General features: G+C 36.8%; 9 protein-coding genes. 2 read left to right on the top strand and 7 right to left on the bottom strand.

The features are described 5' to 3' along the window. Positions 1-66: 66 nt before the first annotated feature. The 4 genes from uvrC to JHT90_RS13500 are packed head-to-tail and all read right to left on the bottom strand — an operon-like array spanning position 67 to position 4,806. Complete coding sequence (uvrC, locus tag JHT90_RS13515) at positions 67-1,890, bottom strand: excinuclease ABC subunit UvrC (protein WP_201091909.1); 1,824 nt, start codon at positions 1,888-1,890, stop codon at positions 67-69. A 3-nt stretch (positions 1,891-1,893) separates the two neighbouring features. Next, entirely contained in the window at positions 1,894-3,033 is a 1,140-nt protein-coding gene (locus JHT90_RS13510) for a glycerate kinase family protein (protein ID WP_201091908.1), read from the bottom strand. An 18-nt stretch (positions 3,034-3,051) separates the two neighbouring features. Further along, positions 3,052-3,450 (bottom strand): YkgJ family cysteine cluster protein, encoded by a 399-nt coding sequence (locus tag JHT90_RS13505; RefSeq protein WP_201091905.1) that lies wholly within the window; start codon positions 3,448-3,450, stop codon positions 3,052-3,054. A 12-nt stretch (positions 3,451-3,462) separates the two neighbouring features. Beyond that, on the bottom strand, positions 3,463-4,806 hold the full coding sequence (locus tag JHT90_RS13500) for an MFS transporter (RefSeq protein WP_201091903.1): 1,344 nt from the start codon (positions 4,804-4,806) through the stop codon (positions 3,463-3,465). A gap of 150 nt (positions 4,807-4,956) precedes the next feature. Here JHT90_RS13500 and JHT90_RS13495 point away from each other — a divergent pair, with 150 nt between their 5' ends. Further along, positions 4,957-5,442, top strand: a complete 486-nt coding sequence (locus tag JHT90_RS13495; protein ID WP_201091902.1) for a GNAT family N-acetyltransferase — start codon at positions 4,957-4,959, stop codon at positions 5,440-5,442. An 83-nt stretch (positions 5,443-5,525) separates the two neighbouring features. Here JHT90_RS13495 and JHT90_RS13490 read toward each other — a convergent pair whose 3' ends face one another. Then, positions 5,526-9,074 (bottom strand): hypothetical protein, encoded by a 3,549-nt coding sequence (locus tag JHT90_RS13490; protein WP_201091901.1) that lies wholly within the window; start codon positions 9,072-9,074, stop codon positions 5,526-5,528. 801 nt (positions 9,075-9,875) lie between these two features. On the opposite strand from JHT90_RS13490, the gene JHT90_RS13485 reads away from it, so the two are divergent. Next, positions 9,876-10,211 (top strand): helix-turn-helix transcriptional regulator, encoded by a 336-nt coding sequence (locus JHT90_RS13485; RefSeq protein WP_201091900.1) that lies wholly within the window; start codon positions 9,876-9,878, stop codon positions 10,209-10,211. A 475-nt stretch (positions 10,212-10,686) separates the two neighbouring features. Here JHT90_RS13485 and fghA read toward each other — a convergent pair whose 3' ends face one another. Next, complete coding sequence (gene fghA / locus JHT90_RS13480; RefSeq protein WP_452124559.1) at positions 10,687-11,529, bottom strand: S-formylglutathione hydrolase; 843 nt, start codon at positions 11,527-11,529, stop codon at positions 10,687-10,689. 11 nt (positions 11,530-11,540) lie between these two features. Beyond that, a complete protein-coding gene (locus JHT90_RS13475; protein WP_201095908.1) occupies positions 11,541-12,653 on the bottom strand; it encodes an S-(hydroxymethyl)glutathione dehydrogenase/class III alcohol dehydrogenase in 1,113 nt (370 codons plus the stop codon). Positions 12,654-12,788: the final 135 nt, after the last annotated feature.

Genomic DNA, 12,788 nt, shown 5'->3' with positions numbered 1-12,788 from the left:
CTTCAGTCATTTGCCTCGTCTAAAATTATACATCAACAGCTATAGAGTAAGACGTAGCTGCTAAGGTTATTGGCTATGTAAGGCATCATAAATCTGTTCTGCTAATTTACGACTAATACCAGGTACTTTGGCGATTTCATCAAGACTAGCTCGACTAATCTCTTGTAATCCGCCAAAGTGCTTTAATAAGTCTCTACGTCGCTTAGCGCCTATGCCTGCAATTCCTTCTAATTTAGAAGTACGACGTGCTTTATCACGACGATTACGGTGGCCTGTAATAGCAAAGCGATGAGATTCATCTCTAATTTGTTGTATAAGATGAAGTGCAGGGGAGTGAGTGGGTAAAGTAAACTCATGCTCAGCATCGTTTAAATAGAGCGTTTCTAATCCCGGTTTTCGGGTAACACCTTTCGCAACACCCAGTAGCGTTAGATTGAGTTGTAACTCCTGCATCACTTGTTGAGCCATACTTAGTTGGCCTTTACCACCATCGATTAATAAAATATCAGGTAGTTTGCCTTCGCCTTCTTTGGCACGTTTAAAGCGTCTAGTAAGTGCTTGGTGCATAGCAGCATAGTCATCACCTGCTGTGATACCTTCAATATTAAAACGACGATAATCAGATTTAATAGCGCCTTCTTGGCCAAATACCACACAAGAAGCAACCGTAGCTTCACCACTAGAATGGCTAATATCAAAACATTCCAAGCGTTCAGGTATTTCACTTAGTTGTAATGATTCAGCTAGTGCTTCAAAACGAGCAGCCATATGTAAACGATTAGTTAAACGTGCAGTGAGTGCTTGTGTAGCATTGGTAATAGCTAATTGCTGCCATTTTGCTCTAGTGCCTCTGACACGTTGGCTAATGATTAACTCATGGTTTGTTTTCTGGGCAATAGCCCCTATTAATAGCGGGAAATCATCATGTAATGCATTAACAATAAGTTCATTTGGAAAATCACGATCAGGATTACCTAAATAATATTGACTAATAAAAGCATAAAGTACTGTTTGAGTATCTTCTTCTATCGAAACTTGAGGAAAGAAATTTTTGCTACCTAACACACGTCCATTGCGTACAGTCATTAAACTAACACAAGCACCACCAGGATTAACCGTTGCTGCAATAATGTCTACGTTACCTGTGCCACCTTCCATACTTTGCTGATCTTGTACGCGTCGTATAAGTGATATTTGGTCACGTAGCTCTGCCGCCATTTCAAAGTTTAAACTATTGGCAGCGTGTTCCATTCGTTCAGTGAGTTCTTGTGTTAACTCTTGATTGCGGCCTTCCAAAAATAAGGTAGAAAGCCTTACATCTTCACTATATTCTTGCTGGCTTACTAAGTTGACACAGGGAGCTTTGCAACGTTTAATTTGATATTGCAAACAAGGGCGTGTACGATTTTTAAAATAGCTGTTTTCACATTGTCTTACTTTAAATGTTTTTTGTAATAAGTTTAAACTTTCCCGTATGGCGCCAACACTAGGGTAGGGGCCAAAATAACGACCTTTTTGTCTTTTATTACCACGGTGAATACTAAATCTGGGAAATTCATCCTCGGTAGATAGAAATACATAAGGGTAAGATTTATCGTCTCTAAGTAATATATTGTAAGGTGGTCGATATTCTTTAATCAGCGTTTGTTCAAGCAATAATGCTTCAGTTTCATTAGCTGTAATAGTGATTTCGATACGAGCAATTTTACTGACTAAAGCTGCTGTTTTTGGTGCTAAGCCAGTTTTTCGAAAATAACTAATAAGGCGTTTTTTTAAGTTTTTTGCTTTTCCTACATAAAGCAAATCATCCTGACTATCGAACATACGATAGACACCAGGATGAACACTACAGGTGCTTAAAAAAGCTTTTGCATCAAATATTTCAGACATAGATTACAGTTGTCTTGCTGTATGCCAGAGTCGAGCAATATCACTAGCGCGTTTCATAAGTAGATTATTAGCTTCAAATTTAGCCTCTGCTAAAGACATGGGAGCACCTATCAGGCTAAAGGCAGCATCAATTCCCTCTTGATAGACAACTTCATATTCTTTCCCCAGTGTTCCTGCGATAGCGATAACAGGAATATTTTGTTTTTTAGCCAGTTTAGCAACACCTATAGGCGTTTTACCCATGACTGATTGTTTGTCAATTTGACCTTCGCCTGTGATAACCAAATCAGCATTTCGCATATTTTTCTCTAATTGGGTGATTTGCGCTATCAATTCAACACCTGGTTTAAAATCAGCATTTAAGAATAGTTTTGCTGCAAAACCAAGCCCACCAGCAGCACCTGCACCTGCAAAACTTCGCTCATCACGGAAATATTTATTTTGACATATTGTAGCAAAATGGCCTAATGCAGCATCTAAGAGGGCGACTTGTTGTTCTGACGCTCCTTTTTGTGGTCCAAATATAACAGAAGCACCTTTTTTGCCACAAAGCGGATTGTTTACATCAGAAGCGACCATAAATTTTGTTTGAGTAACTTTAGGGTGTAATAATGTATCATCAATAGTTGCTACTTGGCTTAATGCCGCGCCACCCATTGAGATAGGCTGGCCATTTGCATTTAATAATTTTAAGCCTAGTGCTGTCATCATACCTGCACCAGCATCGTTCGTACCACTACCGCCTATGGTAAGGATAATAACTCTTGCACCTTTATCAAGGGCTTTTAGAATTAGTTGCCCAGTACCATAACTAGAGGCTATCATTGGGTTGCGTTCGTTTGGAGCTAGACATTGTAAGCCACTGGCTTCTGCCATTTCTATAATGGCTACTTTATTTTGCGGAAACCACGCCCAGTTTGCTTTTATAGGGCGACCTAATGGATCATTCACCTCATCAATACAGAAATTACCTTTTAAAACATGTAAAATAGCATTGATAGAACCTTCCCCACCATCAGCCATTGGATGGCAAATTACCTCATCATTAGGAAAAATATCTTTCCAACCTTTAGCAATAGCTGTGGCTACATCACTGGCTGCTAAGCATTCTTTAAATGAATCTGGAGCAATAACAACTTTCATAATACACCATATAATTTATTAAGATTGTTTAGGGCGGTAGGCGCAATAATTGGCTTTAGGTCCTATTTGTGGATGATTTCTGCAAGTATTAGGTCGTTTTTCATAAACCGTACAGAGCCTTGTTTTTTTATCTAAAAAATAGCAGTCATTATTCGCCATTCTGCTTAACGTAAAAAGTTCCTTTTTATGATTGAAGTGTTCCACAATTCCTTGTTTTTTTAAATGCTTAGCAATATTTTTTAGCGGTTCTTCTCGCTCAAATTCATCAACTATTTCTAGTCGAATCAAATCATCTAATTTAACCTCAACAGGAAGTTGACAACAACTTGCTATACAACTTTGACAAAGTCCTTTGCGATATTTTATCCATGTTTCTAATCTATCAGGATCAGCGGCACTTATTAAATTATAACTCATAAGTGTTATTTATCATTTTACCTCAGAGGGTGGAGTTGGATGTTGATCTGTTTCGGTAGTTTCCTCATCTTCACTGATTATATCATCTGATCTACCAATGGTAGGAGGTGCTTCAACAATTAACTCCTCTGGAATTTCATCAATACGTGGATCAAGTGTAGCACCTACTGTAGAAACGGTGGTTGTTACAACAACATGCTGTAATGGGCCATCTTCCACATATTTAACTTTATTCGGTTTCACCCATATTGCTATAAGTAATGCTGCAATAGAGCTAGCAATATAGTAGGCGCTAGGTTTAAAGTATTCCATCAGAGTGCCGATAAGAATGGGACCTATGCTAGCCCCTATACCATAAGCTGATAATAGCAGAGCGCTTAACGCGACACGTTTTGATTGCTCAACATTATCATTAGCAAAAGCAATCGCTAATGGATAAAAGGTGAATAAAAAGATACCACCAATAAAGCCACAGGCCATCATTAATAGGGTAGGAAGTTCTATAAAACCCCATAGCGGAATGGTAGAAATTGCAAAAAGTACAGCATTAATACGAATCAATTTGGCACGATTAAAATGGTCTGATAACCAACCAATAGGCCATTGTGCTAAGAATCCTGCACCAATGCAAACCATTACAAACAAACTGGCATTAGATGTATCTAGTCCGCTTTTTTTAGCATAAACAGCAGCTAAACCATAGAAAGAACCTACCATAATGCCTACTAAAAAAATCATAATAAGTGCTTGCGGCACTTTCTGCCAGAAAAAACTAATTTCTAATGGAGCAGCAGTTAGTTTTGCAGGGTGAACACGGCGCGTCATTGCGATGGGGATTAAACAGGCTGCAAATAACATGGCAATCATAATAAGCGGTCTAAAATCTAACGCAGGAAATTGATGTAGATAAGCCTGCCCTAACATTAGACCTAGATCGGTGGCAATCATATAGCCAGCAAAAGCAATACCCCGTTGGTTTTCTTCAGCTTGTTCATTAAGCCAACTTTCTAACACCATATATTGGTTCATCATTACGATACCAATAACAAAACGTAATGCTACCCACACGGCAATATTTTCAATTAATACATACGCTAAGGTAGCTATCGTTGCCAAACCTGCACAGGCAACATAGGAACGGATATGCCCAAAACTAGCGATAAGTCGGTGCCCTATTTTAGCACCTACCACCAAGCCTGCATAAAAAGCAGTGGTTAAGCTGCCAATGAGCATTTCACTAACACCCTCTGAAGTAAGCCTTAACCCTAAATAGGTAGTAAAAAGACCAGAGCCTGCTAGCATTAAGATAGTAGCTAAATAAATAGCAGGAAATGTATAAAGGGGGTTATTAGTCATATCATAGGTAACTATACAGTTGTTATTAAAAAGATTTTGATTATAGGAAGGTTACTTTAACTGCTCTATTCTACAATAGGTCAAAACAGCTTAGTATGTATTTTTATTGTTATAATAATATTTTTTCATAGAAATTAGGAGTGATTTGATGTGGCTAGTGAACTGATTATAAGGAATGCCAAGCCTAGTGATGCAGCAACTATTTTATCGCTAATAACAGAGTTAGCTATTTATGAAAAGGCAGAGCATGAAGTGTTAGCGACAGAGGAAACGATTAAGTCATCTTTATTTTCTGAAGATTCAACCGCTAAAGCATTTGTTTGTGAAAATGAGCAGGGTAAAATTATTGCTTATGCTATTTATTTTTATAATTATTCAACATGGTTGGCCAAGAAAGGGCTCTATTTAGAAGATTTATATGTAGCAGCAAGTGAAAGAGGCAAAGGAGTTGGTAAACTGTTGTTACTACATTTAGCTAAAATGGCTGTAGAGGAGGGATGTGGTCGTTTTGAATGGAGTGTGCTTGATTGGAATACACCTGCAATTGAGTTCTATGAGTCGTTGGGCGCAAAACCACAAGATGAGTGGACAGTTTATAGATTAACTGAAAGTGCTTTAAGAAAATTGGTGAGCTAAGCGTTTAATTAAAAAGTCCTGAGTACTTTTTGGTAGTGAGGATGAAGTACTCAGGCAATGGGCTTCTTTTATAAATCAACTAGTTAAGGTGTAATGTCGAGGCTAAAGTTATCTGTCCAACTTACTCTCTGCCATAGTCTACCCTTACCATCAAGGCCAGTCTCAGTAACAAAGGGATCCTTAGAATCTTTTCCTTTTGGTAAAGGATTATCTTCAGCTAACATTCCTAGTCCAGGAGCGATGGTACAGAAACTACCATTACAATAAGCAGCGACATCAGGAGGCAACGTAGAAATACTGGTTTCTAAATAGGCAGTTGTTAGTAAAGATATGCCTGTTGATGTGTCAAAGTTGTAAGTTCTCTGTGTACCAGAACCTGGAACACAGTTTTTAGTCACTGTTTTAGTAGGAGTATAGGTATTAAATACTATACGTCCAAAGTCAGCATATGCGGCAGAAACAACTTTTTCTCCAGCTGAGTTAGTAGCTGTGCCTAGTCGAATAACAAAACCATTGTTTAGTTTATTTTGATCTCCTGTTAATGTTTGGCCATCTAATGAAGTAACAGCCAAATCATCTTCTGTAATCACTGCACTTGTTGGTGTATCAACTAGTTTTGGAAGACGTAGAGAATAGATTCTATCTTCTGTATCTGTTGATAATGGATGGGCTCTATAGCCAGAACCAATACTAACCGATATGGTATTTTTCAGCGTTTCTGATGAAAACCCACTAATTACAGGAGGGTAATACAATCTACGAGAGTCTTTTAATGTGTCAGCTGCAAATTTAGCAACAATACCATTGTCTCCGCCACCAGAAGTTATTAAAGTACTAACAGGTCTACCATTATTGACTTTGAAGCGCCATAATTGTCCACCCATATCACCAAAGAAGATATCACTAATTAAGTCTATTGTATCAACTGTTTCTGTAACTACTGCTACAGGGCTTGGAATACTATAATTCATGTTTGTCGATGTAGACCAAATAAGAGCACCCGTTTTCGCATGAACAATATACAAGGCATTACCAACAGTATCAGTATGACGAAGTGGATTTTCATCTTGTGATCTGTCATAACCGCCACCAAAGATAAGTACTGGGGTCACTGTTCCATCTATGTCTATTTTACCAACTACAGGTGCAGACCATGTGTCGCCTAATTTGGAGAAACCATTGGTTTTATTGGTAATCATCCAAGCTAGTTTAGGTGCATTCTTATTTGTAATATCAAGCGCATATAAGTAAGGGCCACCACGTCCTGATACTACATAAGCAAAGGCATCCTCACCATTATTAATAAAGCCATCAAGATTTTTATCATCATGGTAAACAACAATATTACCATCCATACCATAATTTCTAACTTCATTAATTGATAGCGTTTTTCTTGCTTCTAGATGTTGGATGATGGGTAGCATTTCTTTAGGCATATATTCAAATAAAGCTTGCCCTGAGGTCACATCAAATCCTCTAATAAAACCATCATTACCTGCTAATAATGCAACTTGGTTTAAGTCAGCAAAATCACATTCTATTATATCTTCTCCAGAGGCGCAGCTATAACTAGCTAGAGTTACACCGCTCTTAGCTGAATCACCTATTTTTTTAATATTTTCAACAGTACCACCCCCTGCCTTATACTCATAACCACGAATGAAATCTAATAATCCCATACGGACATTATCTTGATTATCGCCTGATAGGTTCAAATCTGCATTAGTTAAACTGGCAGAGGCTTTTAGATCTTCAACAGCATTTCCTGATATGGTAAATACATTCCTCAATGCAGGGGATTTTAGCTGAGCTACAACACCACCTTGAGTTACATTTCCTCCATCTGCTGTAGACCAGCGGCTTGAAGCAGTATTTTTGATAGTGCCATCAGCATTCAGGGCTGAGACATCTTTGCTATCATAGAGAACAGCACGTTGTCCTAGTTCTCCATTAGTTAATGTGGTTTCGATATACTTCATTTGAAAACTTTTCATATTACCAGGCCAGTAATCATAGTTTTCAGATTTATAAAGTGCGTAATATACTTCATTACGCTGTATATACTTAGTTTCAGGACTAAGAGTTACTTGCCCACTAGCACTAGGGCTATCTACAAGTAATGCGCCAGCCACAATATCTTTGAAGGCGTCTGCTAATTCTACTGCATTACTAGCATTGTATGACTTACCCATACCATATGCTGCCAGGTCATCAACAAACTTTTGAGCAACACTAGTTGGAGATAATGTAAAACCAATAGCATGGGTTCTAATAAAATTGCCACCTTCAAAATCAGATTGGCTTTGTCTAGCCATCCAAGAGGCTAGCGCTCTACCACATTTTTCGTAGCTACTTGTACCACTAGGTTCATTTGATGTACTTCCTTCACTATCATTAAATACTGGGCAAGAATTACTCGCTCCAGTCATATACCAGCCTACGTTAGTACTGGCAGATATGTTTGCAGCACCATCTGTCATTAGTACTAGGTGGGTTAGTTGACATCCTTCTTGTAAAGGGCTCTCTCCCCAAGTTTTATCGTGATAAGGGCCTTTAGTGCTTGTGCTATAAGACTTATTGACATTGCTTACATATTTCGCAACATTAAGCATAGAGCCAACAATTGCTGTAGAACCTGTCGTAAAAAGTGAAAAGGATGTATATAACAACTCATCTCGATAAGTTTTACGATTGTCTGCAACCAATGAGTTGTCTACTTCAATTTCTAACAATGTAGCCTGATTTGCTCGAAAATCTGGCGAAGTTGTTGCATTAAGATACTTAGTAACACTTGTACTATAAGAGGAGAAATAAAAGGCAATGGCATTGCCATCTTGCCATGCTGGGTCGCTAATTTTTTTCCTAACCAAATCGGTTACATCACATGAAACATAAAGACCAGTACTAGTGGTACAAGTTATTGGTGTGTCAGCTGCGGCTTTACGTTTTCCCAAATAGTTTGCAAATGTCCTAAATGGTGGCGCATCGATTTCCGGATCCATTGAGATAGATACATTGAGTGCTAGAGAAGAAATCGATTTATAGAATTTAATTTCAGCTTTTTTAATTGCAACAGTTGGAGCAATACCAGCAGTAGTTGCGTTTTTAATTAAAATATTATTAAAACGATAACCAAGTATACTATTATTTATAATAGCTGATGCACTTAAGACTGTTCCCCCCGTGAAGGAGTTTTTAAGCCCCCATTGTGTTGGCGATGTCGTAGTATTTGTTGGTTGATAGAGGTTATCATAGCCATTCATAATAGGTTGAGTTAAAAGGGTATAACCTGGGTTAGCCGAAGATGGGGTTCTGATTGCAACATCTTTTGATGGGACAACCTCGTCAATATCAACAACTTTATGATTTTGATAAAAAGATGTAGCAAAACTCATTATACCTACACGGACATCTTTGACATCTTTACTGGTCAATATACTTTCCATCGACTCTTTCAGCATCTCTAATCTATTGCCAGCCATAGAGCCTGAAATATCTAAAAGGAAAATAATATTAGGTTTAGTGGCAGATAGATCCTTACTAAAAAATATCTCAGAATCGTCTGCATAGCTAATTGTAGAACAAGTGATTAATGAACATGCAAGTAGTGCTTTTATATGATATCTATCCATGTTGAAATCCTTCTTAATATGTATTGTTAGGCGTTTTTAATTTCATAACAACACTTATGGCCGTTGATGCCCGACCGTATTACCCTTCTATATTAGTAGCTACAGCTCTAAATAAACTACTATGACAAATATGATTAGTTTAGCTTTTGTAAGACTTTAGCATAGTTTTTTAAAAATCACATGTACAAAGTAACTTTTTTTATGAAAAAAACATTTATTAAATGTATTTTGTGATGAAGATAACGATTCTTTTACAGCACAGAGAATTGGATGATTTTAAAAAAAGTTAGTTGCTTAGAATAAAAACAAGTATATTTAGCTTTATTATACAAAGAGATGGTTATCAAATTAAGATTTGAACAGGTAAAATGCAGGCATCAATTGCTGTACTTTGTAGTTTAGTTAGGCTCGTTAAAAAATATACACTTATAAGGTAACTTTATTTTAAAAAAAGATACTTTACAAATGGTTTTTTATGGCGGCGATAAAGTTCCATAATTAAAAAGACTAATTCTATTAATTGAATGCTTAAGAAAATCGGATTTATCAGTCAATAATTATGTCGATAAATTAAAAATATTGTTTATGAACTGTTATTAAAAATACAAGTAATAATTTTAAATCACTTGGACGTACATAAAACAGTAGTTATTTTTAGTAATGGGTATTTTATTCAAATCATCCATTCAGATTTATAAAATCAATCAAAATTATTTTGATTTAGTTAAAGGAGGATAGAGGAAAGGTTTGGCAAGAGGATACCAATGATTTCCTAATTTAAAAAAAACTGGGCTTATTTAAATGGTTAACGTATTAGATGTCGGCCAGCAAATACGTCGTATAAGAAAGTTAAAGTTACTTTCTCAAGAGTCGTTATCTGAAAAAATAGGTATCGACCCCAAGTCTCTTGGGCGTATAGAAAAAGGCGACTATTATCCTGCAATGGATACCCTATATAGGTTATCTGTTGCATTAAAAGTACCTATTCAGGATCTTTTCCCTGATATGGGTGGAGGAAATAAAGAGGTCTCTGTAACAGATGATATCAGACATTTCCTTGTTGATTTTGTATATGCTGCTAGCGAGCAGCAATTAGTTAAGCTTTATAAAGCGGCTTTAAAACTAAAAGATAATTAGTATTAAAGTTAGATAAAAAGGGAGGTTGTTAGTTTTGAAGTGTAAAATGTTTTTTGATAGTAAAGATTAGTCAAATTAAATTATCATCGTATACTGATGATTAAAAACCAATTTTGTATTATGGATGTTTACTTAAAAGTGTTTAGTATTATTAACCATGAAGACTTCAATTTAATAGAATTTTTCTAACTATCTTGAGTTGAGTAGGGTATTACTTAATATTTTAAGTAGAGGAAATTGGTATGATAGATACTAATTCAAGGAGTTAACTCCTTGAATTAGTGAGGGGTTCTTATTGCGTGGAAAAATATACAAAATTCCAATGTAAATAGATTGCTTACTGCCAGTTAAATTAACGGCTTTTAGTTAGTTTTCTATATATCAAAGGTATACAAAATGTTATTACTCTATCAATGAGTAATAACATTTTAGCTAGTAGTAATGTAAAACTACTGTTAAGTGAAAGGTAAGTATCTTAGCTAAGATATTGCTTATGGAATGCTAAGTGGTTTTCAATAAAACTAGCAATAAAGTAATAGCTATGGTCATATCCTTGCTGTAGTCTTAGCGTTAAGGGCCAATTTCGATTTTTAGCAATTTTTTCTAAAGCTTCAGGTTGTAGCTGCTCAGGCATAAAGTTATCAGCAGTTCCTTGGTCGATTAAAATAGGGAAAGGTTCGGCTTGATAATGTTCAAGTAAAAAACAGCTATCATAAGTTTGCCATGCTTGCGGATCATTACCTAGATAATGCCTAAATGCTTTTTGCCCCCAAGGTACTTGGCTAGGGTTTACAATAGGTGCAAAAGCAGATGCAGAGTAATAAAGATCAGGATGACGTAGTGCCAACATTAAGGCACCGTGTCCTCCCATTGAATGACCTGCAATGGATTGTTTACCATTAGTGTTAAAATTGTTATCAATTAAATCAATAAGTTCAACACTGATGTAGTCAAACATTTGATAGTTTTTCTGCCAAGGCTGCTCTGTCGCATTTATGTAAAAACCAGCCCCTTGTCCTAAATCATAGGCATCATCATTAGCAATCTGCTCACCGCGCGGACTTGTGTCTGGCATAACTAAGATAAGCCCTAATTCTGCTGCATAAGCCTGAGCGCCCGCTTTAGTGGTAAAGTTTTCATCCGTACAAGTAAGCCCAGAGAGCCAATAAAGAACGGGTAAAGCCTGAGTTTTATATTGCGGTGGTAAGTATATAGAAAAATTCATTTCACAATTTAATGTCAATGAAGCATGTTTAAATCTTTTTTGTTCACCACCAAAAGATATATGGCTTTCCAGTTCTGTAAGGCTCATGGGGATACTCCTATTGCTTAAAAACGAATAACTGTACGAATTGATTTGCCTTCATGCATTAAATCAAATGCTTTATTGATTTCATCCAGAGGCAGTTCATAGGTGATAAAGTCGTCTAAATCAAATTGACCTTGCAAATAATTATCAACAATAACTGGTAGTTGTGAGCGACCTTTTACGCCACCAAAAGCAGAACCACGCCATACTCGGCCAGTCACAAGTTGGAAAGGTCGAGTAGCAATTTCTTCACCTGCACCTGCAACGCCAATGATAACGGATTCGCCCCAACCTTTATGACAGCACTCTAGTGCAGAACGCATTACTTTCACATTACCAATGCATTCAAAAGAGAAATCAACACCCCCATCGGTCATTTCTACAATTACATCTTGAATAGGTTTGTCATAATCTTTAGGATTGATACAGTCTGTAGCACCTAGTTTTTTTGCTAATTCAAATTTATTAGGATTTAAATCAATAGCAATAATACGGCTAGCACCTACGGTTTTAGCTGCCATAATAACTGCTAAGCCAATACCCCCTAAACCAAATACAGCGACTGTGTCACCAGCTTTTACTTTTGCTGTGTTGGTTACTGCACCCATACCTGTGGTAATGCCACAACCCAATAAGCAAACTTTTTCTAAAGGAGCATCTTTGCTAATTTTTGCCACAGCTATTTCTGGCACTACAGTGTATTCTGAGAAAGTAGATGTACCCATATAATGAAAAATAGGCTGACCATCTTTAAAGAAACGGGTAGTTCCATCAGGCATTAATCCTTTGCCTTGTGTAGTACGAATAGCCTGACAAAGGTTAGTTTTACCAGAAAGACAAAATTTACATTTACCACACTCTGGTGTGTACAGGGGAATAACATGATCACCCACAGCTAAACTGGTAACCCCTTCACCTACTGCTTCAACAATACCTGCTCCTTCATGTCCTAAAATGGCAGGAAATATCCCTTCGGGATCTGCACCCGATAAAGTATATGCATCGGTATGACAAACACCTGTTGCTATAATACGAATCAGTACTTCACCCTTTTGAGGAGGCATTAAATCTACTTCTTCTATAGATAATGGCTGATTGGCAGCCCATGCGACAGCCGCACGCGTTTTTATCATATTCATATTGCCTCTCCTCAGATTGCTTATTTAAAAAATATTTATTCTAATCTATTTAATTAAGGTAAGGCTATGTTTAACAAGTTATTGTTATATTACTGTTAGCATTTTTTTTATAACTTGAAATATAAGAGA

Origin of the sequence: Entomomonas asaccharolytica, from assembly GCF_016653615.1 — a bacterium.
GTDB lineage: Bacteria > Pseudomonadota > Gammaproteobacteria > Pseudomonadales > Pseudomonadaceae > Entomomonas > Entomomonas asaccharolytica.
This window is presented reverse-complemented; position numbering and strand designations above follow the sequence as displayed.

Coding starts and splice junctions, on each gene's coding strand:
- uvrC (WP_201091909.1), bottom strand. CDS start 1,890: ATGTCTGAAATATTTGATGCAAAAGCTTTTTTAAGCACCTGTAGTGTT.
- JHT90_RS13510 (WP_201091908.1), bottom strand. CDS start 3,033: ATGAAAGTTGTTATTGCTCCAGATTCATTTAAAGAATGCTTAGCAGCC.
- JHT90_RS13475 (WP_201095908.1), bottom strand. CDS start 12,653: ATGATAAAAACGCGTGCGGCTGTCGCATGGGCTGCCAATCAGCCATTA.
- JHT90_RS13485 (WP_201091900.1), top strand. CDS start 9,876: ATGGTTAACGTATTAGATGTCGGCCAGCAAATACGTCGTATAAGAAAG.
- JHT90_RS13505 (WP_201091905.1), bottom strand. CDS start 3,450: ATGAGTTATAATTTAATAAGTGCCGCTGATCCTGATAGATTAGAAACA.
- JHT90_RS13490 (WP_201091901.1), bottom strand. CDS start 9,074: ATGGATAGATATCATATAAAAGCACTACTTGCATGTTCATTAATCACT.
- JHT90_RS13500 (WP_201091903.1), bottom strand. CDS start 4,806: ATGACTAATAACCCCCTTTATACATTTCCTGCTATTTATTTAGCTACT.